The sequence below is a fragment of the Streptomyces sp. NBC_01306 genome, from assembly GCF_026340465.1.
Taxonomy (GTDB): domain Bacteria; phylum Actinomycetota; class Actinomycetes; order Streptomycetales; family Streptomycetaceae; genus Streptomyces.
Genome location: NZ_JAPEPC010000001.1, coordinates 5,857,909 through 5,884,302 on the forward strand (window position 1 = coordinate 5,857,909; position 26,394 = coordinate 5,884,302).

The 26,394-nt window shown below is 70.1% G+C and carries 20 protein-coding genes; 8 read left to right on the plus strand and 12 right to left on the minus strand.

What is annotated here, in order from left to right:
• The first annotated feature begins 50 nt into the window (after window positions 1-50).
• Both OG385_RS25815 and OG385_RS25820 read left to right on the plus strand, forming a co-directional pair.
• The gene (locus OG385_RS25815) at window positions 51-476 is read left to right on the plus strand and encodes a hypothetical protein (protein WP_266858080.1); all 426 of its coding nucleotides are present in this window, start codon (window positions 51-53) and stop codon (window positions 474-476) included.
• 7 nt (window positions 477-483) lie between these two features.
• A complete protein-coding gene (locus tag OG385_RS25820; protein WP_266858082.1) occupies window positions 484-2,565 on the plus strand; it encodes a tetratricopeptide repeat protein in 2,082 nt (693 codons plus the stop codon).
• On the opposite strand, the gene OG385_RS25825 is transcribed toward OG385_RS25820, so the two are convergent.
• The 8 genes from OG385_RS25825 to OG385_RS25860 all read right to left on the minus strand — a co-directional run bounded on the left by OG385_RS25825 (window position 2,555) and on the right by OG385_RS25860 (window position 13,941).
• On the minus strand, window positions 2,555-4,417 hold the full coding sequence (locus OG385_RS25825; RefSeq protein ID WP_266858084.1) for a hypothetical protein: 1,863 nt from the start codon (window positions 4,415-4,417) through the stop codon (window positions 2,555-2,557). The genes OG385_RS25820 and OG385_RS25825 overlap by 11 nt on opposite strands.
• Window positions 4,418-4,535: 118 nt before the next feature.
• Window positions 4,536-6,485 carry a cellulase family glycosylhydrolase gene (locus OG385_RS25830; RefSeq protein WP_266858086.1) on the minus strand — a complete coding sequence of 650 codons (1,950 nt, stop codon included), beginning with the start codon at window positions 6,483-6,485 and terminating at the stop codon, window positions 4,536-4,538.
• An 18-nt stretch (window positions 6,486-6,503) separates the two neighbouring features.
• Entirely contained in the window at window positions 6,504-7,499 is a 996-nt protein-coding gene (locus OG385_RS25835) for a LacI family DNA-binding transcriptional regulator (RefSeq protein WP_266858088.1), read from the minus strand.
• On the minus strand, window positions 7,496-8,323 hold the full coding sequence (locus tag OG385_RS25840; RefSeq protein WP_266858090.1) for a carbohydrate ABC transporter permease: 828 nt from the start codon (window positions 8,321-8,323) through the stop codon (window positions 7,496-7,498). Before OG385_RS25840 ends, OG385_RS25835 begins: the two co-directional genes overlap by 4 nt.
• A gap of 24 nt (window positions 8,324-8,347) precedes the next feature.
• Window positions 8,348-9,274 carry a carbohydrate ABC transporter permease gene (locus OG385_RS25845; protein WP_266858091.1) on the minus strand — a complete coding sequence of 309 codons (927 nt, stop codon included), beginning with the start codon at window positions 9,272-9,274 and terminating at the stop codon, window positions 8,348-8,350.
• Window positions 9,275-9,286: 12 nt separating this feature from the next.
• Window positions 9,287-10,579, minus strand: coding sequence for an ABC transporter substrate-binding protein (locus OG385_RS25850; protein WP_266858092.1), 1,293 nt, complete (start codon window positions 10,577-10,579; stop codon window positions 9,287-9,289).
• A gap of 237 nt (window positions 10,580-10,816) precedes the next feature.
• Window positions 10,817-12,985 (minus strand): RNA polymerase recycling motor ATPase HelR, encoded by a 2,169-nt coding sequence (gene helR / locus OG385_RS25855; RefSeq protein ID WP_266858094.1) that lies wholly within the window; start codon window positions 12,983-12,985, stop codon window positions 10,817-10,819.
• A 422-nt stretch (window positions 12,986-13,407) separates the two neighbouring features.
• Window positions 13,408-13,941 (minus strand): hypothetical protein, encoded by a 534-nt coding sequence (locus tag OG385_RS25860; protein ID WP_266858096.1) that lies wholly within the window; start codon window positions 13,939-13,941, stop codon window positions 13,408-13,410.
• 60 nt (window positions 13,942-14,001) lie between these two features.
• On the opposite strand from OG385_RS25860, the gene OG385_RS25865 reads away from it, so the two are divergent.
• Window positions 14,002-16,137, plus strand: a complete 2,136-nt coding sequence (locus tag OG385_RS25865; protein ID WP_266858098.1) for a tetratricopeptide repeat protein — start codon at window positions 14,002-14,004, stop codon at window positions 16,135-16,137.
• Window positions 16,138-16,162: 25 nt separating this feature from the next.
• Here the strand turns inward: OG385_RS25865 and OG385_RS25870 are convergent, their stop codons facing one another.
• Window positions 16,163-17,923 (minus strand): translation initiation factor 2, encoded by a 1,761-nt coding sequence (locus OG385_RS25870; protein ID WP_266858100.1) that lies wholly within the window; start codon window positions 17,921-17,923, stop codon window positions 16,163-16,165.
• Window positions 17,924-18,118: 195 nt separating this feature from the next.
• Here OG385_RS25870 and OG385_RS25875 point away from each other — a divergent pair, with 195 nt between their 5' ends.
• Complete coding sequence (locus OG385_RS25875; protein WP_266858102.1) at window positions 18,119-18,862, plus strand: hypothetical protein; 744 nt, start codon at window positions 18,119-18,121, stop codon at window positions 18,860-18,862.
• A 392-nt stretch (window positions 18,863-19,254) separates the two neighbouring features.
• Here the strand turns inward: OG385_RS25875 and OG385_RS25880 are convergent, their stop codons facing one another.
• A complete protein-coding gene (locus OG385_RS25880) occupies window positions 19,255-19,641 on the minus strand; it encodes a nuclear transport factor 2 family protein (RefSeq protein ID WP_266858104.1) in 387 nt (128 codons plus the stop codon).
• A 39-nt stretch (window positions 19,642-19,680) separates the two neighbouring features.
• Between OG385_RS25880 and OG385_RS25885 the strand changes: the two genes are divergently transcribed.
• Window positions 19,681-20,322, plus strand: coding sequence for a uridine kinase (locus OG385_RS25885; RefSeq protein WP_266858106.1), 642 nt, complete (start codon window positions 19,681-19,683; stop codon window positions 20,320-20,322).
• Between the two features lie 111 nt (window positions 20,323-20,433).
• Here OG385_RS25885 and OG385_RS25890 read toward each other — a convergent pair whose 3' ends face one another.
• Window positions 20,434-21,882 (minus strand): WGR domain-containing protein, encoded by a 1,449-nt coding sequence (locus OG385_RS25890; protein WP_266858108.1) that lies wholly within the window; start codon window positions 21,880-21,882, stop codon window positions 20,434-20,436.
• 212 nt (window positions 21,883-22,094) lie between these two features.
• Here OG385_RS25890 and OG385_RS25895 point away from each other — a divergent pair, with 212 nt between their 5' ends.
• Complete coding sequence (locus OG385_RS25895) at window positions 22,095-22,457, plus strand: cupin domain-containing protein (RefSeq protein ID WP_266858110.1); 363 nt, start codon at window positions 22,095-22,097, stop codon at window positions 22,455-22,457.
• Between the two features lie 210 nt (window positions 22,458-22,667).
• Here the strand turns inward: OG385_RS25895 and OG385_RS25900 are convergent, their stop codons facing one another.
• The gene (locus OG385_RS25900; RefSeq protein ID WP_266858112.1) at window positions 22,668-23,219 is read right to left on the minus strand and encodes a methylated-DNA--[protein]-cysteine S-methyltransferase; all 552 of its coding nucleotides are present in this window, start codon (window positions 23,217-23,219) and stop codon (window positions 22,668-22,670) included.
• Window positions 23,220-23,303: 84 nt separating this feature from the next.
• On the opposite strand from OG385_RS25900, the gene uvrB reads away from it, so the two are divergent.
• Together uvrB and OG385_RS25910 are read left to right on the plus strand one after the other, a co-directional pair.
• On the plus strand, window positions 23,304-25,436 hold the full coding sequence (uvrB, locus tag OG385_RS25905) for an excinuclease ABC subunit UvrB (RefSeq protein ID WP_266858114.1): 2,133 nt from the start codon (window positions 23,304-23,306) through the stop codon (window positions 25,434-25,436).
• 283 nt (window positions 25,437-25,719) lie between these two features.
• Window positions 25,720-26,286 carry a TerD family protein gene (locus OG385_RS25910; RefSeq protein ID WP_266861166.1) on the plus strand — a complete coding sequence of 189 codons (567 nt, stop codon included), beginning with the start codon at window positions 25,720-25,722 and terminating at the stop codon, window positions 26,284-26,286.
• Window positions 26,287-26,394 lie beyond the last annotated feature (108 nt).

Consider the following 26,394-nt stretch of genomic DNA (forward strand, 5'->3'; position numbering starts at 1 on the left):
CGACCCGGCTCGCACGACCCGACGCAGACGATCCGAATCAAGGGGGCACGGTGGACGCGGAGTTGACGGCGCTGGTGACGGCGGGGGCGACCACGCTCGTACAGCAGATGGCGACCGACGCATGGGCACGTACGCGCGACCGGGTGGCTGCCTTCCTGGCCCGCCGCGGCAATGTGGACCCCGCCGCGGTCTCCGCCGAACTGGACGCGTCCCGCGCCGAGTTGGCGACCGCCCGGGAGGACGGCGACGAGGAGGCCGCCGCCGATGTGCAGGGGGAGTGGCGGCTGCGGATGCGCCGCGCGCTGCTGGCCGATCCGGACGCCGCAGCGGAACTGCGCGAGCTTGTCGATGAGTTGGCCCCACCGGCGCCCGTTCAGCGCACCGGCGACGTCAATATCAGCTTCAGCGGCGTCAACCAGTACGGGATGATGATCCAGGCCGGGAACATCGAGAATCTGCACCCCGGCCAGGGCTGAGGGCCTTGTGCGCAACGACATCAGCGGTACGGTCCACGGCCCCACTGTGCAGGCGGAGCGGATCGGCAGTGTGAGCTTCCAGCAGGCCCCGGCGCCGTTCCTGGTGCCGGGCGCCCCGGTGCCCCGCGCGCTGCCGTCGGCTCCCCGGCACTTCACCGACCGGCGGTGCGAACTGGACGAACTGGAAGCATTGTTGGCGCAGGACGACGACGCGCCCAAGGTCGTCGTCCTGTGCGGCTCCGAGGGCATCGGCAAGTCCGCGACCGTGCTGCACTGGGCGACCGGCCTCGCGCGGCGCTACGACGGCGGGCAGCTGCACGTGGATCTGCGAGGCGAGTCCACGGCCACCGCGCTCAGCCCCTCGGTCGTACTGGTGGGCTTCCTGCACGCCCTCGGGATGGACCCGCGATGGGTTCCGGCGGACGAGGGCGCCCAGGCCGAGCGGTTCCGCACCCTCACCGCGGGACGCAGACTTCTGACCGTCCTCGACAACGCGCACTCCGTACCCCAGGTGCTGCCCCTGCTGAGCGCCGCACCCGGCTCTCTCACCCTGATCACCAGCCGCAGGAGACTGCCCAAGCTCTTACGTGAGAAGGGCGCCCACCACATCGAACTCGGCCCGCTGGAGCCACCGGACGCCGAGCTGCTGCTGACCCGTATCGCACACGGCCGTGACGCCGCCGGGGTGCGGGCCGTCGCCGAGCGCTGCGCGGGGCACCCGCTCGCGCTCTGCATGGCCGGGGAACGGGTAGCCGTCAGACCGCATCTGTCCTGGCAACGGCTGGAGTCCGACATGGCACAACACCAGGAACCCGCCGCGGAGCACGGCCCGGCGGACCCTGTCCCCGGTATCGCGGACGCCTCCTACGCGGATCTGTCACCGGAAGCGGCCAGGCTCTACCGTCTCGCCGGACTGCGGCCCTGGCCCTCGGTCACCGTCGCCGCGGCGGCCAAGCTCACGGACGTACCGGAACCCCGTGCGGCGGAGCTGCTGGAAGAGCTCGCCGACATCCATCTGCTGCAGGAGACGGCGCCGGGCCGCTACCGCTTCCACGACCTGATCCGGGCCCACGCCGAACAGCGCGCGCTGCACGAGGAAGGTCCGGCCCGCTCGGCGGCGGCCGTCCGCCGGCTCCTCCTGCACCATCTGGACACGGCAGTGGCCGCGGACGCCTGTGTGATCCCCGGGCGCTGGCATCTGGGCCCCGCCTACCCCCGGATCACCGCCGCCCCGCCCGCGTATGCATCGCCCGCCGAGGCGCTCGACCGGCTGGCGGCGGAGCGGGAGAATCTGGCGGAGGCGGTGCGGACGGCTGCGGAGTACGGGCACGACGACCTCACCTGGCAGCTGTGCGAGGCGTTGTGGGGCCTGTATCTGCGGATGGGGTTCCACCAGGAGTGGAAGGCCACCCACCGGCTCGGGGTGGAAGCGGCGGGCCGTACTCCGCAGACACCTGAGGCAGCCGGGCGGATGCACACCCAACTGGGCTTCGCTCACCTCGGGTTGTCCGAATTCGCGGAAGCCGAGGAGGAGTTCCGGGCGGCGGCAGCGGCCGACAGCGCCTGCGGTCATACGCGCGGTGAGTCCACGGCCAGGGAGTCGCTGGGGCTGCTGCGGCTGCGCCAGGGCCGGTACGAGGAGGCGGAGAGCAGCCTCGCCCTGGCCCGCGCGGCGGCCGGGCAGGTCGGTGACGCACGGGCCCTCGCGCTCCTCGACCACCACATCGGCCGGGCACTCGCCGGACAGGGCCGGTTCGCCGAGGCCACCGCGCAGCTGGAAGCGGCTCGCGAGCGGCTCCGGTCCCTTCCCGACCCGTACAACGAGGCACGCGCCCTGATGAGCCTCGGTGAGACGGCGCTCACCGCGGGTGATCCGGCGGGGGCCGAGCGGTGGCTGGCCGACGCGGCGCAGCGGATGGCCGCCGAGGACGCGGTCGTCCAGCAGGCGGCCATCGCGGAACTGCGGGCGGAGGCGGCAGCAGTACCGGAGCGCGCGAAGGCATTCCTCCGTGAGGCCCTGGCTCTCCACGAGCGAACGGGAGCGCCGGGGGCGGCGCAGGTCCGGGCGGAGCTGGACGCTATGGAGTGAGCGTCACCCGCATCTGATGCCGGGCGGTCCCGGTCACCACGGTCAGGTGGCCGGGGTGATCCCCGGCGATGAGGTCGCCGATGACGTGGCCGCTCTCCAGCCAGGCGTGCAGCGCGGAGGCGTACACCGCCGGATCGGGGCCCGGTCCGGTCCCGGTGGGAGCCCCGGTCAGTGTGAGCAGGGTCCCGTCGGCCGTGCGGACCAGACAGCTGTCGCGCCCGGTCACGGCCACCGCCATCGCCGCGTACCTGAACCGGTGCGACACAGCGGTGGCCCATGCGACGGCCGGGCCGGGCGCCCAGGTGCCGGTCCCGTCACCGGCGCCGTCGGCCGGGTCGTCCGGGCCGTGACTCAGTACAAGATCGGCGAGCGCGATCCGGCTCGGGTCGGGGGTCTTGTCGGGCACCACGGTGTGCGCGTCACCAGAGGCATCCGGCTCCGGATCGGCCGCAGGCTCCGCGTAACGGGTGACGGAGACCTCCCGGTCGCCCAGCATCCGGGTCACCACCCGCAGCGGGGACAGGACCCGGGCGGGCCCGGAATCCGGCGCCGGCAGCCGGTCCAGCAGCGCGGGCCACGGCGGTTCGTCCCGCCGCAGCAGCCGGTAGAAGGTCCGCCGCAGCAGCGTGCCCGACTCACCGGGTGCCGATGTGGTCTGCGCGGTGACCGCGTCGTGCCGGCCGGGGAACCACCCGTCGAGCAGGCCCTCGATCTGCGGGCGCGGCGGCTTGTACGGGCGCAGGTGCGGCGCGGTCCGGCCCAGCGCCGCCACCGGCGAAGCGGGGTCCAGATCCTCGTGGGGGAAGGCGCCGAGAAGGACGGGCCGGCCGATGGCCGCCGCGTAGAACGTGACCGACCCGTGGTCGCCGATGACGGCGTCGGATGCGACAAGTGCCTGGCGCCAGGGCCCGAGCGGCGGTATGACGGTGAGTCCGGCGTCCCGCGCCCGCCTGAGCCACCGGTCTATCTGACCCGGTCCGTGGCCGTGCCAGATATTGGGATGGAGAACCGCGCATATCCGGTACTCGTCAACAGGCAGACTGCCCGTCAGCTCACGCAGCAGCCACGGAAAGCTCTCCTGTGCGAAGAGCGAGTGCGGGCCCCAGGTGGAGTTGAGGACCACCAGCCGCTGTCCGGGAGTGACGCCGAGCCTGCGGCGGAAGGACTCGCGCGAGGGCAGGGCCGCCAGGATCCGGTCGAAGCAGGGGTCCCCGGCCAGTACGGCGGTCGGCACGGCCTCGGGGCACGAGAGGCGGAGCCGTTCGAGCTGTTCGGGGTGGGAGAGGACCGTGGCGGCGGCCAGCGGTACGCCCCCGTGGAGCAGCCACTCGGGCGCGAGCCCGAAGACCGGGACGGACGGGGGCGCGGTGGTCCGGGCTTCCCCCCTGCCCGCGCACTCCGCCGGTTCGCCCTCTGCCCGTCCGCCTTCCGCCCGTCCGGTGTCCGGTGTCCGGTGTCCGGTGTCCGGTGTCCGGTGTCCGGTGTCCGGTGTGGCCAGCCTCTTATTGTAACCAACCCCGTGCGAAAGGATGGCCAATTTCCCCTGGAACGCGTCCAGTTCACCGCCGTAACTCGCGCTGACCACCAGATCGAAATCGGTCTCCCGCGCCTGCTCCCAGGGCAGTACCGGCAGCCCCGCCCGCGCGAGCAGATCCGCCACTCCCCCCAGAAAGGGGGAGGACCCGGTGCAGGTGGCCAGCGCCTGTACGTCCAGGTCGCTGTCGAACAGCGGTAGCACGTCCAGCAGTCGGGTCGCGGACGTCACGTTGTGCACGACGAACAGCACACGCCGGGCCCCGGTCCGTGTCACCCACTGTTCCGCATCCCGCCCCACCGGCACCCGCAGCCACATCCCGCCACCCTAACGGCCTCCGTCACTGCGGGCGGGAGAGGACGTAACACCGGCCGTTGTCCCTGGTTGTCCGGTTGCCCGTCCTTCTCCGGCCGGCCGGACCGCACCTGCCTCGGACTCAGCCCGGGACATCGGACTGCCGCAGTTCGAGAACCTGGACCCCGTACGGCTCCAGCGTGACCTCCGGCGACTCCACCCCCGTACCGAGTCCGAAGAACCTGCCCCCGCCCGGCCGCACGGTCAGCGTGTCCTGCGACTGGCTGACCAGCCAGACGAAGCGCCGGCCGTCCTCGTGCACCAGCACATCGGCGCTCACATACGGGGTGTCCACCGTCACCGGACGCGCCACCCCCGCGACCTCCGCCAGGGCCTCGTACAGCCGGTGCGTCTGCTCCGGGTTGACGCGCGGGGTGCGGGCGGCCATGTGCTCCAGCGGATAGGTGGCCAGCACCGTCCGGCCCGCCCCCGTCTCGTTCACCAGCAGCGCCGGCCGGCCGTGCGCGTCGGTCGCCACCACGCGCGCGCCCACCGGCACGACCGGCAGGTAGGCGATGCTGTCCTCGTTCCCCGCGACCGGGAAGCGCAGCGTCTCGCCGGCCTTCAGCGGGCCGAAGTCCTCGGTGAAGGTCAGGTCGATGACGGTGTCCTCGACCGGCTCGGCGACCCCGTACGACAGCTGGTGCTCCACGCCGAACAGCCCGTCCAGGTCGTGGAACCACGGCCCGCGGGTCGCCGGGTGCTCGCCCGAGCAGAACGACAGGTAGACCGTCGCCCCCTCGCGGGCCCTCCGCTCCAGGTCCCGCCGGGTCCGGGTCGTCAGCTGGCGGGTCGAGGGCAGCAGATACAGCTGGACGTCCTCGGCGAGCCCGTCCGCCTCCCGGGTGAACCCGACCGGCAGATCGGCGCCGTGCGCCGCGACGTACCCCTGCTGGAGCGAGGAGAAGATCAGCGGACGGTCCGCCGGCCTGCTGTACGGGTAGCCGCGCTCCAGGAACGCCGGGACGACCAGCGCGGCCCCCGCGTCCGACCGCCGGCACCGGGCGAAGTCGACCTGGCCGAGCACCGTGGCGAAGGCGGAGAGTTCCCGCAGCGGCTCCTTCGCGCGCCCCGCGCCGTCCGTGATGCCGAAGTGCATCTCGAAGGGGTGGTGGTCGTACGGTGACTGCTCCCACAGGTCGTCGTAGTCGGTGTTGTTCCAGGCGATCCAGCCCGTCGCCCCGCCGAGCAGCGAATTGTGCAGCGTCTGGCGGTAGTACACCCCCGCGTTGCGCGCCGACACGGTGTCCGTGGAGAGGCCGAACTCCTCAAGCACCACCGGCTGCCCCGTGACCGACGCCAGTTCGCACTCGAAGGCCGCCCGGTAGTGCTGGCGCACCGCGTCGGTGTCCGAGCGGTAGACATGCGGGCCGACGAAGTCGACGTACTCGGCGGTCTCGCGCAGCGAGAATCCGTTGTCGCGCCCGGTCACCTCCTGGCCCCAGGCGCCGTCGCCGAGCGAGACGGGCTGAGTGCCGCCGGCCGCCCGCACCGCGTTGCACATCGACTGCGCCCACGCCGTCACCACATCCGACGACGGCGGGTCGACCTGGTAGATCCGCCCGTACCCCGGCATCTCATTGGTGATCAGCCACCCCGTGACGGCGGCGTGGTCCTTGAAGCGCCGGGTCATCTCGCTCGCGAACCAGGCCTGCCGGCCGACCATCCACACGTCCTCGTAGAGATCGCGTCCCGCACGCCACACCGGGTCCCAGTTCTCACCGGACATATGGCCGACGATGAAAGTGGGGACGGTGCCCATCCCGTACTCGCTGTGCGCGTCCAGGAAGTCCCGGAAGCGGTCGCACAGTTCCTCGTCGATCCGGTGCGGCTCGGGGTGGAAGTCCGGCCAGTAGAAGAACGAGCGGGTCATGTTGAGCCCGTGCTCGCGCAGCACGGCGAGCTCCTCGCGCACCACACCGGGGTCGTAATTGCGCCACATCAGGGGGCCGCCGGTGCGGGACCAGAAGTTGGCGCCGAGCCAGGGCAGAACGGCCGGGTCGTGGGCGAGCTGGGCGCTGTGGCGCTGCATGTGAAGTGCTCCAGAAAATCAGACGGGACCGGTCGACTCGCGTACGACGAGCCGGGGTTGTCCGGTGAGGGGTTCAGGGGGTACGTCCTCGCCGCACTGCGCGAGCAGCGCCCGGGCGGCAGCCGCGCCGGCCCGCTGGACGTACTGGTCGACCGTGGTCAGCCGGGGGTGGATCCAGCTGCCGACCGGCAGGTTGTCATAGCCGACGACGGACAGTTCCGCGGGCACGGAGAGCCCCGCGCGCTGCGCCGTGCCGATGCCGCAGACCGCCATCGAGTCGTTGGCGAAGACGATGGCGGTGGGCCGCGGGTCGAGGGCGAGCAGCCGCTCGGTGGCGGAAGTGGCCGCCGCCTCGGTGAAGTCCGTGTGGAGCACCGCGACCGGGGCCAGGCCCGCCCCGGCCAGGGTCTCCTCGAAGACCCGCTGCCGGAAGCGCGTGTGGAGCAGCCCCGTCGGCCCGGTCACATAGGCGATGCGCCGGTGTCCCAGATCCAGCAGATGGCGGACCGCCTCGCTGACTCCGCTGCCGTGCGCCGTGCCCAGCAGGACCGCGGGCAGTCCGAGCCGTTCGAGCAGCGGCGGGCGCGGGTCGTCGGCCCGGTGCTCGGTCAGCACGGCCCCGTCGACCCGGCCCTCGGCGGCGAGGCGTTCGTACAGCGCGGTCTCCTCGCGCACATCGCCGGTCAGATGCAGCAGCAGCCCGTACCCGCGCGGCGACAGCTCGCTCTCAAGACCGGTGATCAGCTCGGAGAAGTGCAGGTCGGTGCCGAGAACGTCGGTGGGGCGGCGTACGACCATCGCGACCGTGTGCGTACGGGCCCTGCGCAGCGCGCTCGCCGACGCGCTCGGCGACCAGCCGAGCCGCCCGGCCGTCTCCAGGACGCGGCGCCGGGTCGGCTCGGAGATCCGGCCGGTGTTGTTGAAGACCTTGGACACGGCCGCCGTGGAGACCCCGGCCTGCGCGGCGACGTCCTTGATCGTGGGCCGGGAGCCGGCCGCCGGAGCCGGGCTCACATCTTCACCGCGCCGCTGACCAGGGCCTGTTGCATTCGCTTCTGCAGCAACGTGTACATGATCCAGACCGGGACGAGGGTGAGGATCGTACCGGCCGTGAGGATGCCGTAGTCGGTGCCGATCTGCGATTTGAGGGTGGGCAGAGCGACCTGGATGGTCCGCAGGTCCGGGTCCGGGCCGATGATGATCAGCGAGTACAGGTACTCGTTCCAGAAGGTCAGGAAGTTCAGCAGCAGCACCGTCGCGATGCCCGGCATACACATCGGGGTGTAGATGTGCCGCAGTACGCCGAAGGTCGACGCGCCGTCGATCCGGGCGGCCTCCTCCATCTCCGGCGGGATGGTCCGCATGAACTGGATGAGGATCACCACCGACAGCGGCATCGCGGTGGCCGGCAGGAACAGCACCATGAACAGCCGGGTGTGGAAGAGCCCGGTGGCAGCGGAGAGCAGGAAGGTGGGGAAGAGGGCGGCGAAGGTGGGGATGAGGAAGCCGAGCGAGAAGATCCGCTCGATGGCGGCGCCGGCCCGGCCCCGCGCGCGGGCCAGCGCGAACGCCGCGGGTATGGCGAGCCCCAGCGTCAGGGCCAGCGAGAACACCGTGACGATCCCTGAGTTGAGGATCGCCATCCCCAGATCGGCGCTCTCGAACGCGGTACGGAAGTTCCCGAACCCGAACGACGTCGGAGGGGCGAGCGGGTGGGCGAAGATGGCCTCGTTGGACTTGAACGCCGACGCCAGGAAGTAGTACAGCGGGACGGCGAGCAGGACGGCGTACGCCCACACCAGAATGTGCGCGGGGAGCCAGGACTTTCTGAACTTCATGGTGGCCATGGGGTCGGGCTCCGATCAGTAACTCTGGCGGAAGACACGGCGGATGGCGAGCAGCCCGGCGAGCCCCGCGAGGAAGAGGACCACACCGACGGCCTGGCTGTAGCCGAGGTCGCTCTCCATGAAGGCCTTCTCGTAGACGAGGAAGGACAGCGTGGTCGAGGAGTTGGCGGGGCCGCCCTGGGTCAGCAGCAGCACCTGCTGCGCGGAGCCGAAGAGCGTCCAGAGGAACTGGAGCATCGTGACGACACCGACGTACTCCTTGATGACCGGGAAGTGGATGCGCCACATGGCGCGCCAGTGCCCGGCCCCGTCCAGCTGCGCCGCCTCGCCGATCTCCTCGGGCACGCTGTCGAGCCGTGCGGCGAAGAGGACGGCGGTGAACCCGATTCCGGCCCAGACGTCCAGGGCGATCAGGCAGTAGAGCGCGGTGTCGGGATTGGCGAGCCAGGCGTCGGTCACCGATCCGAGGCCGACGGACTTCAGGGCGCCGTTGACCAGGCCGTCCGGGGAGAGTGCGGCGTAGAAGACCATGGCCTTGGCCGGGGTGGAGATGAGCCCGGGGACGAACAGCAGATAGCGGATCACCTTGTGGCCCGGCGGCTTCTGGGCGACGTAGTACCCGACCATGTAGGCGCAGACGATCATCACCGGAAGCGCGATGACCATCTGGAGACCGGTGTTGCGCATGGCCTGCCAGAAGACCGGATCGTCGAAGAGCGCCTGGAAGTTGCCCGCTCCGGCGAAGGACGTCGGCTGGAGCATGCCGGGCCAGTGCAGGGCGGCGATCACGAAGATCGCGACCATCGGCCCGACCATGAAGACCAGATACCAGACGAGGGCGGGCAGCGCGAGGATCGTGGTGCGCGGACCGCGCCGCTCGCGCCGCGCGGCGGGTGGGACCGCCTGCCGGGAGGCGGGCCTGACGGACGAGGTCATCGTCATGGGGTTGCCTCCTCAGGCGTTGCGGTACGCGCCCTGGAGCGCGGAGAGAATACGGCGGGAGCTGACGCCCGGGGTGAAGGCGGTGCTGGTGGCCTGGATCATCGGCTGGACGGCCGACGGCGGTACGTAGAGGTCGGGCAGTACCACCTGGCTGACGCTGTCGCCCAGTTGCTGTGCCTTGGCGACCAGCGGGAACGTGTCGCTCAGGGTGTCCGTCCGTACCGCCATGTCCCGGCCGCCCTCCGATACGAACCGGCTGACGACCTCCGGCCGGTACATGAAGCGGACGAACTTCTCGACGGTCTCGATCTTCCTGGTGCCGTTGGGGCTGACCCAGAAACCGGAGACGGTGAAGGTCCGCAGGATGGTCGGCTTGTCGTGCACAGCGCCGGGAGGCAGCGGCCAGCCGCCGACATCCGTCTGGCTGGCAACGTTGTCAGGAACGCGGGCGAGCGCGGAGGACATCGCCGACTGCATGGCGGCCGCCCCGGTGTTGAACTGCGTGGTCATCGAGTCGGTGGTGAGCCCCTGGGCCTTGTCGGTGAAGACACCGGCGTCCCGCAGCTCGACGAAGTACTCGATGCCTTCCCGTGCGCCCTTGATCCCGCTGAAGTCGCCGGTGGCGTAGAGCTTCTTGGCCTGGTCGGCGGTCAGGAAGGACTGGATGATCTGGGCGAGGAGCTTCTGCCCCGTCCAGTCGTTGCCGCCGATGGTGACGGGGGCGGTGCCCTTCGCACGGAGCTTCCTGGCCGCGGCGATCAGCGCGTCCCCGGTGAGCGGGATGTCCTCGACGCCTGCCTTGCGCATCAGGCCGCGGTTGAAGGCGACGGGCCAGTTGCTCGCGATGTACGGGAGGGCGCGGAGCCGGCCCTTCTCGTCGGTCCACTCGGCGAGCGCGGCGGGCAGGATGCGCTTGCGCAGGTCCCAGTCGTCGAGATAGCCGTTGACGGTCACCGTGGCGCCGAGTTCGGTCCAGGAAACGGTCTTGTCGTAGAGGTTGACCATGACGACGTCGGCCTCTTTGTGCGCCAGCCGCGACGTCTCGTAGACCTGTCCCAACTCGTCCCCGTTGATCAGGGTCTTGACCTTGAGTCCCGGGTTCTCCTTGCGGAACATGTCGAGCACGGCCCGGAAGGTCGCGGAGCCGGGCGCGGTGCCGCCCAGCGAACTGTGGACGACCAGGGTGTCGGGGTCGGATTCGTCCCCTCCGAGCATCCCGCACCCGGAAAGACCGGGCACGGCGACACCGGCGGCGACGGCCGCACCCGCGGAGATGAACCCACGGCGATTCAGCATGGAACGCACGGCGTGCGGCCTCCTACGGGGGAGCAGGGGAGTGGGCACCCGGCAGGTGGTTAATCGATACACCTTCGAGGTGGGAGCACCGTACGAGGCAGCGGGGGAGTGGTCAACCCCCCGTTGCACATGGTGAACCGGCGTGGTGGGGACGGGCGAAATCGGGTATTCGTCCCGCCGGTGCAGAGCATTCGTCCGGCCGGGGCGAGGTGTTCGTGCGGCCGGTGCGAGGGAGACGGGCCGTTGTCAGGGGCTGGTGAGGATGACCAGTTGCCGGGTGGCCCGGGTCATCGCGACATAGCGGTCGACAGCTCCTTCGATGCCCTCGCCGAACGCCTCCGGGTCGATCAGGACGACCAGGTCGAATTCGAGGCCCTTCGACAGCTCCGGGGTCAGCGACCGGACACGGGACGTCGACCGGAACGCGGGATCGCCGATGACGCACGCGATCCCCTCGGCGTGTGCGGCGAGCCAGGTGTCGAGGACCGCTGCCAGATCCGCGGCGGATCCGTGTACTACGGGGACCCCGGTGCTGCGGATGGAGGCGGGCACGTTGGCGTCCGGGAGCGCGGCCCGGATGACCGGCTCGGCTTCCGTCATGATTTCCTCCGGCGTCCGGTAGTTGACGCTCAGGGAGGCCAGGCTGATCCGGTCGAGCCCGACCCGTTCGAGCCGTTCCCGCCACGGCTCCGTGAACCCGTGCCTGGCCTGGGCGCGGTCCCCGACGACGGTGAAGCTCCGGGACGGGCACCGGAGCAGCAGCATCTGCCACTCCGCGTCGGTCAGTTCCTGCGCCTCGTCCACGACGACATGTGCGAACGGTCCTGCGAGCAGGTCCGGTTCGGCGCCGGGCCGTGCGGTCTCGTCGACCAGGCTGTCCTTGATGTCCTGTCCGTGCAGCATCGTCAGCACACCTTCACCGTCGTCGTCCGCGTCGAGCAGGGTGTCGACGACCATGGCCATCTGCTCGCGTTCGGCGGCGACGGCGGCGTTGTGCCGGTGCTTGCGCCGTGACGCCTCCGGGTCGCCGAGCCGCTGCCGTGCCGCGTCCAGGAGCGGCAGGTCGGACACCGTCCAGGCCTGGGCGTCCGCGCGCTGCAGCCGCCGGACGTCGTCGGGGCCGAGCCAGGGGGCGCACATCCGCAGATAGGCGGGCACCGACCACAGGTCTCCGACGATGTCAGCCGCTTCGAGCAGTGGCCATGCGCGGTCGAAGGCGGTGAGCAGCTCACGGTCCTGCAGCAGCGACTTGCGGAGCAGTTCGGCCGGTACATCGCCGTCGTCGTGCTGGTCGGTCCTGACCACCTTGTCCGCCAGGATCGTGAGCAGCTCCTCCCGGACCTGGTCGCGCGCCTCGTTGTGCGGAGTGCCCGGTTCCGCTGCTTCGAACGCGACGGCCCAGTCGTCGGCGCTCAGCCAGATGTCGGACCAGTGGGTCGTGACCGTCATGCCCTTGGCGGGCGGCTCCTCGTAGAACCTGACGGCCGTCTCGACCGCCCCGACCAGGTCCGCGGACGACTTCAGGAGGGCCACGCCCGGGTCGGTCTCGGTCCCTGCCGCGGCCCCCTCGGCGACGAGGTCCCGCAGCGTGCAGGTCTGCACGCCCTCCTCTCCGAGGCTGGGGAGGACATCGGCGACGTACCCCAGGTACGGCTGGTGCGGACCGACGAACAGCACGCCGCCCCGGTGGTGGCCGAGGTGGGGGTCGGAGTAGAGGAGGTAGGCGGAGCGGTGCAGAGCGACGACGGTCTTTCCGGTACCCGGGCCGCCGTCGACGACGAGGGCGCCGCGGGATCCCGCGCGGATGATGGCGTCCTGATCGGCCTGGATGGTGCTGAGTACGTCTCGCATCCGTGGCGACCGATGGGCGCCCAGGCCGGCGATGAAGGCGGACTGGTCGTCGAGCGCGGCATGTCCGGCAAACCCCTTCGAGGTGAACACCTCGTCCCAGTAGTCGCTGATGAGACCGTCCGTCCAGCGATATCTGCGGCGGCTCGCCAGGCCCATCGGGTTGGCGTGGGTGGCTCCGAAGAACGGCTCGGCCGCGGGGGAGCGCCAGTCGAGCAGCAGCCGGCGGCCCGCGCTGTCCTTGAGGCCGAGGCGTCCGACGTACACGGGGTCGGGGCTGTCCGCGCCGACCATGCGCCCGAGGCAGAGATCCAGGCCGAAACGGCGCAGTGTGCGCAATCGGGCGGTCAGCCGGTGGATCTCCATGTCCCGGTCCATCGCCTGCCGGCCGATGCCGCCGGGCGCCCTGCGCTCGGCATCGAGGCGGGCGGAGAGCTCGGCGATCGACTGGTCGAGGCACTCCGCGATGGCCGCGAAGTGCTGCTCATCGCCGGAGATCAGTGCCGGGTCGGCCTTGGGGGAGAGACGGTCGGGGAGGTCGAACGCTCTGGTGGGCAGAGGGTTCACGTCGCTGGTTCCGATCTGTTGGGTCCGATCCGAGGTGGCTCGCGGCCGTTGCGCGCGCCCTTGCCGCCCTTGCGCTCAGCCCGCGTTCAGCACGCGCGCAGCACGGCTTCTGGACCGGTGTGACGAAGGCGTCGGGCTTGGCGGCCATCACTGCGGGCATCACCGCGGGCATGGTGGCGGCACATTTCGCGACCGGCGCTTGTGTTTCTGTTTCCTTTTCCGTTTCCGTGGATTCCGGCCTCGGCCGACGATTCTGCGGTACGACCGGGGCCTTGCCGCAAGCCCCCCAGTGCGCTATAAATTAAGAGTGGCAAGGAGTGGGTAACCCTCTTTGCCTTTTGTTTTGTCTCCCGCCGTCCGCTCGGGAGGCTCAGCCTCCCGAGCGGGGCGTGGCCCCCGGCGTCACGGGCGTGGCCCCGGCGTCACAATGACTTCGACCAGTCGGTCAGAGTGGTGAAGTCCCTCTCCCGCAAGCCGTGTCGGGGGGCTATCCGCAGGAGGAGCGACGGCGCGTCATGGTGTGTCGTGACATGAGCCGTGTCCAGGTCCGTGATCATGTCGTCCACCCAGGCGAAGGGGCGGCCCGCGGCCCACTCCAGGAGTGGGCGGGTCTTCCAGTAGAGCCCGTCGGGATCCGTCGCGAAGAGCTCGGGCCATTCGATGACCGGAAGGGCGCGCGGCAGGCCGATGGCCGGGGCGATCATCTCGTTCGCCTCGTGCATCCAGGTGGTTGCCCACACGAGTTCGAAGGGGAGGGCGGTGAGGCGGGCGCCGTGCTCCGGATGGAGCCGCACGCACAGGCCTCGCCGGTGGGCCCGGGAACCCGGTGTCTGGCGCGCGAGCCAGTTCGCCGGGTGGAAGCGGTGGGCCGTGTATCCGCGCAGGCGGGCGAGCCGGGCGGAGTACGGGTTGAGGGGGCCATCCACGTCGATCAGCAGCAGCGGGCGATCCGTCATGGCCCATTACTTCCCCTGGCGGAGCACCCCAATGTCAGTGGTACTGCATAGAGTTGACACGTGGTCGAAGAGACGCGGAACAGCGTGAGCGGGCAGGCCCGAGTGGGGACGGTCGTGCAGGCCGGAAGCGTGGGGGAGGTCCACTTTCATCAGAGTGCGGATACAGGTCCTGAGATCACCGCGTTCCAGCTGCCGCCCGGCGCGGCGCACTTCGTCGACCGGGACACCGAACAGGCCTCTGTGGCCAGGGTGGTTCAGGAACACAGAGGAACGGGCCGAGCCGTCGGCGGAGTTGCTGCGGAGCGGCCGCTCGTCGTAGCGGTCCACGGGCTGCGCGGCGTCGGTAAGACAGCGCTCGGGGTGCGGCTCGCGCGGGGACTGGCCGAGGAATTTCCTGATGCCCTGCGGTTCGTCGACCTCGACGACCACCGCCGGGACGGCGGCGTCGAGACAGCCGAGGTCCTGGGTGAGCTGCTCCGCTCGCTGGGCGTGCGGCCGGACTGGGTGGAACCGGCGTACGCCGGACGCCGTCGGCAGTACTGGGCCCGCACTCAGGGCAGACGCCTGGTCCTCGTGGTCGACAACGTCAGGTTCGGGCTTGAGCTGGAACAGCTGATGCCCGCATCGGCGGACTCCGTCGTGATCGCCATCGGCCAGGGCCGGCTGGACGACCTGAAGGGCGGCGCCGATCTGGAGATTCCGCTGGGTCCGCTCGGACACGAGCACGCGGCGCAGCTGCTGCGCGCCATCGCCGACGATCCGCGCTTCTCCACCGAACCCGCGGCGGCCGAGGCCCTGGCCAGGGCGTGCGGCGGCCTGCCCGCCGCGCTGGAGGTCGCGGGCGAGTGGCTGCGCAAGCACCGCAGGAGGACACTGATGCGGCTGGTCGCTCAGCTGACCGACGAGCTGGCGGAGAGGGGCCTCCCCTTGGTCGAAGCTGTCTGGGACGCGGCATACGGAGACCTCGGACCGGATGCCGCCCGGCTGTACCGGCTGCTCGCGGTGCACCCCGGCCCGTATCTCCTGCCGGAGGCTGTTACCGCACTGTTCGGCGAGGGCGCGGACGCCGCCGAGGACGCTCTGGAAGAGCTGGAGCGGGCCAGTCTGCTGCTGCCAGGGCGGGGCGGCCGCCCGGCGATGCACGATCTGCTCCGGGCCCATGCAGTGCGCTGCGCACGGCGTCACGGCGGGGAGACCGAGGCCGCTGAGGCACGCGGGCGGGTGATCCGCTGGTATCTGCGCCAGGCCCAGCGGGCGGACGCGCTGGCCGCCGGACCGCGCATGAAGTTCGCCGACGCGATGCCCGCCGTCGAGGGGGCACCGGATGTGGAGTTCGCGGCGGGCAAGCTGGGAGCCCTGCGGTGGCTGGAGGGCGAGCACCTCGCACTGTACGGATGCGTCCGTGCGGCCTACGCGTACGGCATGGACACCGAGGCCTGGGCGCTCTGCGAACCCTTGTGGACGCATTTTCTCGACCATGCGCACTACGGCGAGGTGACCGAGGCCTTCCGCACGGGCCGGGACGCCGCTCAGCGCGCGGGGCACATCGCCGCACTGGTGCGGATGCGCTGCCAACTGGCCCGCCCGCTGTGGGAACAGAAGCGGTACGAGGAGGCGGAGACCGAGGTGGGGCTCGCAGTGGGCGGCGCCCGGCTGCTCGGCGGAGCCCCGGCGGACGGCGAGCTGAAACTGTGGGCGTCCGCGCTGGAGTTCCGCGGCCGGGCCCGCTCCGAACAGGGGGACTGGGCGAGCGCCGTACCGGACTTCGAGGAATCCCGGCAGATCCACACCCGGATCGGCAACGCCTACGGGGTACTGCTCCAGACCCACCTGCTGGGCCAGGCCGCCGCGGCTCTGGGCGAACCGGACCGGGCGGCAACGCTGTTGGCACGCGCCCACGAGATGGCCCGGGAGCAGGAGCGCGAACGGATGACCGCCAGGACCGGCTTCGAGCTGGGCCGGGTGCTGCAGGGGCTCGCCCGCCGGGAGGAGGCCGCCGCACTCTACGCGGCCGCCCTGGACGGGGCCCGTGAGCGTGGCTCCGGGCGGGACGAGGTGCGGGTCCTGGAGGCGCTCGGCTCGTTGGCGGCGGACTGCGGCGACGAGGAGGCGGCCTCGGCGCACCGGGCGTCGGCCCGGGCGATCTGCGAACGGGAGGGCGGTCTCCCGGACACCGGCGCGGGCGGCCCGTCCTGATCCGCACGTGCCTGATGCGCGGCGGCTACAGCTCGTGCGCGGCCTCGTCGTCGGCGGCGGGAGCCAGATGTGCGCGGTACGTCCGGCCCGCCACTTCGCAGTGCAGGGTGACCGGAACGCCGGGTTGCGGGTTGTCGGGGTACGGATTGTCGGTGAGCCAGGCGTGCACACCGGAGAGAACGGCGGCCGGATCGGTCCGTACGACCGTCCCTTCATCGGAGGATCCCTCGACGCGGACGGTGAGCAGAGGAGTCTGCGCCCTGCGGAGCAGCCAGCGGGAGCCGGAGAGTTCGACGGCGGCGGTACGGCGCCCCGGGTGGTCCGCGAGCGTATGTGCGGTCCAGCCGGCTGCCGTCCAGGTGACGGAGTGCGGCGCGGTCCGGTCGGGCCGGGTACGGCGGCGGAAGAGCAGTGCCGCGCTCTGGGACAGGGGGGCGGTGGCGCGTTCCAGTTCCACCGCGAGGTGATGGGCCGGGAGTTCGGCGGGGGCGGGACGGCGTTCGATACGGATCTCCGCCCCGTGGATCTCCGTTTGCACGGTGAAGGCTGTCGGGGTGCTCGGGGCAGGAGCGGGCTGCGGAAGAGGGCGGGCGCTGATAGCGGCCGTCGGGGGAGCGATGGCCAACAGCGCGTAGAGCTCGGTACGCAGTCGGTCCAGAGCCCTGCCCTGTTCGGCGAAGGCCGGTGCGGCCAGGGCGCGGACCGTTTGCGGCGAGTTGGCCGCCAGCGCCGGTTCCAGGTCTGCCGCCGTGTCCAGGACCGTTACCCGGGAGAGGAGTTCGGCCATCGGTGTGCCGGGGATGAGTTCGCTGCCGCCGTCGCATCCCGCTGCCATCGGGATGCCGAGGGCCGCCGCGTACAGCGCAGTCGAGCCGTGGTCGGTGATGACGCCGTCGGCCGCCACGAGGACCGAGGCCCACTCTTCGTACGGCCGCGGCAGGAGCAGCCCTGACGCGAGAGCGGGGGAGAGGGCCTGCCGCAGGTCGTACGAGCCCGTCCTGCTGTGCTCGTTCGGATGCACGATCAGCGCCAACTGGTAGGCGTCGCAGTCGAGATGCTCGGCCAGCTCGGTGGGCAGATCGGGCCGCCGCTCCAGCAGGGACTCCGGTCCCCAGGTCGAGGTGAGGGCGATGAGCCTGCGGCCTCCGGTCCCGAGAGAGGCGCGATAGGCGTCACGGCGCGGAAGCGATGCGAGCATACGGTCCAGGACGGGGTCTCCGACCACGCTCGCGCGGGCGGCGGCGGCCGGGCAGCCGGCCGCGAGCCGTGCGACCTGGCCGGGGTGGGCGAGCCCGTGCAGATCAGCAAGGGGCCGGCCGTCGCGCAGCAGCCACGCCGGATCGAGCCCGGAGGCCGAATCGGCGGATCCTTCCCCGGCGAGCGACTTGTTGAAGCCCGCTCCGTGCGGGAGCAGGGCGAGCGGTCCGGTGAGCAGGTCCAGATCGCCTTTGGGGCTGGCGGCGACAATCAGGTCGTACGGCTGCCGCAGGGCCTCCGCCCAGGGGACGGTGCGCGCATCCGCGGCCTCGATCGCGGCGAGTGCGTCGACCCCGAAGTCAGAGCCCGGGACCAGAGTGAACCGGCGGCGGCCGATCCGGTTGTCACCGGCGAAGACCGGCGCTACGTCGAGAAGCCGGTGCAGGGCGGTTGCTGAACGCGCCGCGAAGAGGACCGACTTCTGACGGTTACCCGATCCGCCGCTGTCCGCTGTCCGCTGTCCGCTGCCCGCTGCCCGCTGCCCGCTGCCCGCTGCCCGCTGCCCGCTGCCCGCTATTGGATTGTTCATCCTAGTCCGCGGGGCACTGTCAGATATGGCGTTTTTGTCATTCTCTGGTGTAGGTGATGGCTTGGGCAGTGGCATGCCGAGATCCTACCGGGGGCGCCACTGCCGTTCCTCTCCCCCTGAACTCCGGCAGCCCCCCTGAACTCGGGCGGCAATAATCCCTGGATCTACGGGAGTTGTCGCTGATACGTTCCATCCGTGGCGAAACTCAATCAGATCATCGCAGTCGAAAAGGGAATCAAGTCAAAGTCCCACCAGGACCTCACCGCGGCCCAGCAGGGACTGCAGAAGCCGGTCCTGCTGTCGGGAATTTCCCGCACCTACCAGCCGAAGGACGAGGAGGGCGAGCAGTTGCCGCCCGAGTCCACGCGGGTACAGGTGCAGGCCGAGGACGTGCTGCGGGACACCGCCGCCACCCTGACCAGGCTCTTCGATGTCACCGCCACCAAGGACTGGGCGAACTGCTCCGCCCGCGCCGATGTGAAGGTCGACGGACGCGTGCTGCTCACCGCCGTGCCGGTCTCCTATCTGCTTTTCCTGGAGAAACAGCTCACCGATCTCCATTCCTTCGCACGGAAGCTGCCGATTCTCGACGCATCCGAATTCTGGGTGCAGGACCCCTCGACCGACGCCTGGAAGACCGAGCCGGTGCGCACGGTCCGTACGAGGAAAGTGCCCCGCAACCATGTCAAGGCCGAGGCGACCGAAAACCATCCGGCGCAGGTCGAGGTGTATTACGAGGACGTGCCGGTCGGTTACTGGACCACAGTGAAGTTCTCCGGTTCGCTGCCCGCCCGCCGGGTCAATGAGCTGGTGGGCCGGATCGAGAAGCTTCAGCAGGCGGTGAAGTTCGCACGCGAGGACGCGAACAGCGCCGACGTCACCGACGAGCACGTGGGCGATGCGGTATTCGGCTACCTCTTCGGGGACGGGCAGGGGTAGCGTCACAGACTCCCCGGCCGCCTCAGTGCGGCCCGGGGTGCGCGAGGAGCGCAAGCTGAAACTGAAGTTCGTCGTGATGCAGCGGCATGAGCCGCGTCCCATCTCAGACTCTCGCTCCAGACTCAGCATTCGCCGCTCATCGCCGGTCCGACCGGGCACGGGCTTGGTCGTCGGTTGCCGGTTCGACCCCGGCCCGCCCCTCTCCCTGGGGCGGTAGCTCAATGGCAGAGCGCGACGACGTAACAGCTGACCTGTGCCCTCAAGCGCGCCGGCGTGTGCAGTGGGGCGGCATCATCAGGGCCCGGGGGTTGGACATACCTCCGGGCCCGCTCCATGCCACCGTGCTGGCTCCCCGCTGCCCCCACTGTTCCCCGTCCCCCTCCTCTACTCCCCTACTCCTCCTCGCCCCGCTCTTCGACGGCAAGGACCGTTCCGTACGCGCCGAAGCCCGCGATCACCAGGCCGTCCCGGAACGTCAGCACCTCATAGACCCGCCCTCCGATCTGGTTCCGATAGTCGATCACGAGCGAGTCCACCCCCGCCCGTACGTCCATGACGTCGAAGTGCAGATCGGGGATACGGGCGAGCCCCGTCCGCCAGTACGCCCGCAGCTCGTCCTTGCCACGAACCGTTCCTGACGCGTCACCGTTGAAGCGCTCGATCATCGGCGAACTGAAGGTCACGTCCTCGTGGTAATGCGCGAGAATGCGCTCCAAGTCGTGCGAGTTCCAGTCCTCCCGCCACTCCGCGGCGAACTTCTGCGCGAATTCCAGATCCATACGGCCGATCGTAGAGGCCGGTTCGGTGATGATGAACGGGTGCGACTCGAAGCGATCTCCTGGGAACGGCTGACCGACGCTCTGGCCCGGAGCGCCGACGAACTGAAGGCCGCGGACGGCGGTCCCTGGCCCAAGATCGCGGTGGACGGTGCGCCCGCCGCCCCCACCGGAGAGCTGGCGACCGCGATCGCCGAGGGGCTGCGGGCCCGCGGCCGGTCCGTCCATGTGGTCAGTACGCAGGGCTTCCTGCGCCCGGCCTCACTCCGGTACGAGTACGGGAAACGTGACCCCGACACGTACTACAGCGGTTGGTTCGACACCGGCGCGCTCTGGCGCGAGGTCTTCGGCCCCCTGGAGGCGGGCGGCAGCGGACGCGTGCTGCCCGACCTCTGGGACCCGGTGACCGACCGCGCCACGCGCAGTCCGTATCAGCGGCTGCCGGACGGCGGGGTGCTCATCGTGCAGGGGCCGTTGCTGTTCGGACACTGGTTTCCCTTCGACTTGAGCGTTCATCTGCGGCTCTCGGCGGGCGCACTCCAGCGCCGCACCGGTACGGACGAGCAGTGGACCCTGTCCGCCTTCCAGCGGTACGAGGAAGAGGTCGCTCCCGCGGAGACCGCGGATGTGGTCGTACGGGCGGACCACCCCGGCCATCTCGCCTGGAGCGGACCACCGGCCTGAGCCGGAAAGCCGCACCAGGTACGGACGACCCCGGCCATGAAGGCGCCTGGCCATGAAGGCACTTGGCTACGAAGGTCATCCTGGCTCCGCAGATCCCTGCACGCGAGGTCCCTAGACCAGGCGCTTTATCTCGCCCCGCACCCGGTAGAAGCCGCCCGACGAGGAGTGCAGGGCGTCCACCACATAACGCGCGCCCGGCTGCCGTATCCCCCGGGGGAACTGCACGTGCCAGGTCGGCTCATAGCCGTCCGACACCACCTGGACCCGCAGTCGGCCCCCGACCTGGACGCACTCCACGACGATCCCGGCGCCCGGGGCGGGAAGCGCGCTCACCGTGGCCACGTCCGCCGTCGGAGTGTAGGTGGGCAGCGCCGCGGCCTGCTTGACATCCACGGCGACCGGCAGGCTTCCGCCCTGCGCTGCGGTGATCGCCGCCTCACTCGCGTCGATGCAGGCCAGCGAGCCGTCGGTGGTCACGACATAGAGCTTCTCGTCGTGGTACTGCATGGAGAGCGCCGAACCGCCGCCCGTTCCCAGCTTCCACAGCCGGGTGCCGTCCGAGGTGAAGCAGTAGACCGACGAGGCCAGGTCGCCCGCGAAGACATACTCACCGTCGGCGGATGTCGCACACGAGTACACGGCCGCGTCGCACTGGTACCGCGCTTCGCTCCGGCCGGTTGCCTTGGAGAGCCGCTCGACCACCTGACGGCCGGTGCCCGCGTACACCGACGTCTCCTCCTGCCAGCCGAAGAGCACGCCGCCGAAGGTGTCCGTGTGCCACAACTCGCCGCTGCCGTCGGCCGCGTACGCCGTCACGCCGTGCGTGTGCCCGTGGTAGACCGCATGGTCGTCGGCCCGCACCATCCAGGCGTTGTTGCCCTTCGAGCGGCGCGACCACTGGAACTCGTCCTCGTGGTCGATGACGGTGAGGCCGCCGTTGTGGTCCGACACGTTCAGCACGCCCTCGTGGATGTCCAGCCAGAAGATGTCCACGTCCTCCGCGATCTCGTAGGCGGCGAACGGCACCTTGGACGACAGGTCGTACACCTTGCCGTCGTCGCAGCCCGCGTAGATCCAGAAGTCGTCGGCGACCAGGCACTTGACCCCGTCGGGCAGCGAGAAGCGCGCCAGCACTTCGCCGTCGTGGCCCAGCGTGTACACATCGCCGCGCTGATTGCCCACCCAGCAGTGGTCCTCGTCGATATGGATCCCGAACGCCGAAGTGCCGGTACGGAAGCGCCAGAGAACGGGCGCCGTGGCCCGGGCCGTCGAGGGGGCGGAGGTCACCTGACGGCGGGTCACCGCCCGCGCCGCCCGCTGCCCCTGCACCGCGGGGGCGTACCCCTTCCGGACCTTCTCGCCCACCTTCTTCGCCGCGGCCGCTTGTGCCTTGGCCGCGGTGGGGAAGGTCGAGACCTGGCGCTGGCCGTCCGCACCGATCCGGCCGTACCGCACGGCCACCGTCGTCCCGTTCACGGTCACTTCGTAGAACTTGTGCGCTCCGGCGCCCTCCTGGGACAGCTCCAGATATGTCGTCACTCCCGACCCGCCAGTGGCCACAGCACACCCCTCCCCAAGGACCGGCCCGATCGGCCTGTCCAACTGATTCCAAGCTAGACGCGACCACTGACAATCGGCCGCGCACGCCCGGTGAGGCTCCCGCCGGAACGGGAAGGTGATGGCCCAGCAGAACGGGAAGGCGATGGTCCAGCCGGCACGGCCCGTGGACACCGGATTCATCCAGGCCGGCCCGGTCGCTAAGGTTGCCCGCCATGACGACAAGTGATCAGACACCGCCCTCCTTCGCCGTGCACATACCGGATGCCGAACTGGAGCCCGAGCCGCTCGACCCCGCGCAGATCGTGTCCGGAGACCCCGTGGTCACCGGCAAGGTCCTGTGGGAGTCCGCGGACGGCACACAGCTGCGCGGTATCTGGCAGATCACGCCCGGAGTGGTGACCGACACCGAGGCCAACGAACTGTTCGTGGTCGTCAGCGGGCGTGCGACCGTCGCGGTCGAGGGCGGCGAGACGCTGCGGATCGGCCCCGGCGACGCGTGTGTGCTGCGGGAGGGCGACCGCACGACCTGGACCGTCCACGAGACGCTGCGCAAGGCGTACCACATCAGCCTCTGAGGCATCTGAGGCCTTGAGGCATCTGAAGCCTCTGAAGGTACTGACCACGGGCCCGCCGGCCGCCGTGGCCCCGGGGCGCCCAGTGCGCCTGGCGGGGCCGCGCAGGCCGCGGCCGTCGAGGAACACCCAGAACAGACGACGGTCGGACCAGAACAGACGACGGTCGGGTCAGGCGACGGTCGGAACAGACGACCTCAGTACGGGCGACGCTCAGAACAGGGGCTGCGGCAGCACGCCCTCCAGCGCCAGGAGCTGCCGCTTCGTCTCCGTGCCACCGCCGAATCCGCCCAGACCGCCGTCGCTCTCCACCACCCGGTGACAGGGCACGACGACGGGGAGTGGGTTCGATGCCATCGCGACGCCCACCGCCTGCGCGGCCGCCGGCTGTCCCACCCGGCGGGCGAGGTCGCCGTACCCGACGACCGACCCGTACGGCACCCCGTCCGCCAGTTCGCGCAGCACCCGGCGGTTGAACCCGGCGGTCAGTGTCCAGTCCAGTGGCAGCGTGAAGGTGCGCAGGTCACCGTCGAAGTAGGCAGCCAGCTGGCGTATGGGCTCCGCCAGCCGCGCCGATTCCGGCGCTTCGACCGGCGCGGCAGCGAACCGTGCGGTCAGCTGCTCCAGTGCCCTGCGGCGCACCGCGGGAACGGCATGGAACATGACGCTCACCAGCCCCCTGCTGGTCGCGGCCAGCAGCAGCGGACCGATGTCGCTGCTGATCGTGGTCCACTCGATCTCGACGACCTGCGTTCCGTTCTCCACGCCCCCACCGTACGGCGGCCCACCGACAACGCGGCCGGGCGGCGGACGGACCCGGTTGTCAGTGGGTGGTCGTACGGTGGTTGCATGCGGCCCGTTTCCAAGATCGAACGCACGGTGGCGCCTTTCGAGGTCGTCAGTCCCTACCAGCCCAGCGGTGACCAGCCGACGGCCATCGCTGACCTCGAAAAGCGTATCCGTGCAGGTGAGAAGGACGTCGTCCTGCTCGGTGCGACCGGCACAGGCAAGTCGGCGACCACCGCCTGGATGATCGAGAAGCTTCAGCGCCCCACGCTGGTGATGGCGCCGAACAAGACGCTCGCCGCCCAGCTGGCGAACGAGTTCCGCGAGCTGCTCCCCAACAACGCCGTCGAGTACTTCGTCTCGTACTACGACTACTACCAGCCCGAGGCGTACGTACCGCAGTCCGATACGTACATCGAGAAGGACTCCTCGATCAACGAGGAGGTCGAGCGCCTGCGCCACTCCGCGACGAACTCGCTGCTGACCCGCCGCGACGTGGTCGTGGTCGCCTCGGTCTCCTGCATCTACGGCCTCGGCACGCCGCAGGAGTACGTGGACCGGATGGTGTCCCTCAAGGTCGGCGAGGAGCTGGACCGGGACGAGCTGCTGCGCCGGTTTGTCGACATCCAGTACACGCGCAATGACGTTGCGTTCACCCGGGGCACCTTCCGGGTACGGGGCGACACCATCGAGATCTTCCCCGTGTACGAGGAGCTCGCCGTCCGGATCGAGATGTTCGGCGACGAGATCGAGGCGCTCTCCACGCTGCACCCGCTCACCGGCGAGATCATCAGCGAGGACGAGTCCCTCTACATCTTCCCGGCGACCCACTACGTGGCAGGCCCGGAGCGCATGGAGAAGGCGGTCAACGGCATCGAGAAGGAGCTGGAGGAGCGGCTCGCGGAGCTGGACAAGCAGGGCAAGATGCTGGAGTCCCAGCGGCTGCGTATGCGCACCACCTACGACCTGGAGATGCTGCGCCAGATCGGCAGCTGCTCCGGTGTCGAGAACTACTCGATGCACTTCGACGGCCGCGACCCCGGCACGGCACCCAACACCCTCATCGACTACTTCCCGGAGGACTTCCTGCTCGTCCTGGACGAGTCGCATGTCACCGTTCCGCAGATCGGCGCGATGTACGAGGGCGACGCCTCCCGCAAGCGCACTCTGGTCGACCACGGCTTCCGGCTGCCGTCCGCGCTGGACAACAGGCCGCTGAAGTGGGAGGAGTTCCAGAAGCGCATCGGGCAGACCGTCTACCTCTCCGCCACACCGGGAAAGTACGAACTCTCCCGGGGCGACGGCTTCGTGGAGCAGATCATCCGCCCCACCGGGCTCGTCGACCCCGAGGTCGTCGTCAAGCCCACCGAGGGCCAGATCGACGACCTGGTCCACGAGATCCGTACGCGTACGGAGAAGGACGAGCGGGTCCTGGTCACCACGCTCACCAAGAAGATGGCCGAAGACCTGACCGACTACTTCCTCAACCTGGGCATCCAGGTGCGCTATCTGCACAGTGATGTCGACACGCTGCGCCGTATCGAGCTGCTGCGCGAGCTGCGGGCCGGGGAGTACGACGTGCTGGTCGGCATCAACCTGCTGCGTGAGGGGCTCGACCTCCCCGAGGTGTCGCTGGTCGCCATCCTCGACGCCGACAAGGAAGGCTTCCTCCGGTCGGGCACGTCGCTGATCCAGACGATCGGCCGTGCGGCGCGAAATGTCTCCGGGCAGGTCCACATGTACGCGGACCGGGTCACCCCGGCGATGGAGAAGGCCATCGAGGAGACCAACCGCCGCCGCGAGAAGCAGGTCGCGTACAACAAGGAGCGCGGGCTCGATCCGCAGCCGCTGCGTAAGAAGATCAACGACATCGTCGCGACGATCGCGCGCGAGGAGGTCGACACCGAGCAGCTGCTCGGTACGGGTTACCGCAAGGCGAAGGACGGGAAGCAGCCGCAGGCCCCGGTGCCCGCGCTGGGCGGTGCGGCAGTCAAGGGCGCCAAGAGCGCGAAGGGGGCGAAGAAGGCCCCGACCGACCGCCCCGCCGAGGAACTGGCCGGGATCATCGAGGAGATGACCGAGCGGATGCGCGCCGCCGCAGCGGACCTGCAGTTCGAGGTGGCCGCCCGGCTCCGTGACGAAGTCGGTGAGCTGAAGAAGGAGTTGCGCCAGATGAAGGAGGGCGGGCTGGCCTGACCCGCCCGGCCTGACCCAGCCGACCCTGCTGTCGCAGAACGACTGGTGCAGGAGCGATCGCAGGAGCGGCTTCTGACAGAACCGCTACTGCCAGAAGTGCTGCTGTCAGAACGGCTCTTGCCAGAACGGCTCTTGCCAGGACGACTGTTGCAAGAGCGACACAAAAACGCCCCGGCCCTCCTGCGGTGTCCGCGCGACTGCGTAGGGTGCGGGGAAAACGTGGGGAAACAGGAAGAAGGGACAGCGCGTGACGGCCAATTTTGCCAAGGGCCCTGGCGTCAATCTGACCAAGGGGCAGGCCATCAGCCTGCAGAAGAACGACGGGGGCACCCTGACGGCGGTGCGGATGGGGCTCGGCTGGCAGGCGGCGCCGCGCCGTGGGCTGTTCGGTTCCCGCACCCGGGAGATCGACCTCGACGCATCGGCGGTGTTGTTCGCCGACAAGCAGCCCGTGGACGTGGTGTTCTTCCGCCACCTCGTCAGCGACGACGGCTCGGTGAAGCACACCGGTGACAACCTGGTCGGCGGCGCGGGCCAGGGAGGCGACGACGAGGCGATCCTCGTCGATCTCGCCCGGGTCCCGGTCCACATCGACCAGATCGTCTTCACGGTGAACTCGTTCACCGGTCAGACGTTCCAGGAGGTGCAGAACGCCTTCTGCCGCATCGTCGACGAGACCAACGGCGAAGAGCTCGCCCGCTACACGCTCGACGGCGGCGGCCAGTTCACGGCCCAGATCATGGCGAAGGTGCACCGTTCGGGCGGTGGCTGGCAGATGACGGCCATCGGCAACCCGGCCAACGGCCGCACGTTCCAGGACCTGATGCCGGCGATCCTGCCGCACCTGTAGGCGCCACCACCCGGCCGGTCACCACCACCCGGCTATCTCCGAGAGTGCGCGAGCAGTTCCCGGCGGCACGAGGCTGCCGGGAACTGGCTGTTCCGGCCGGCGGAACCG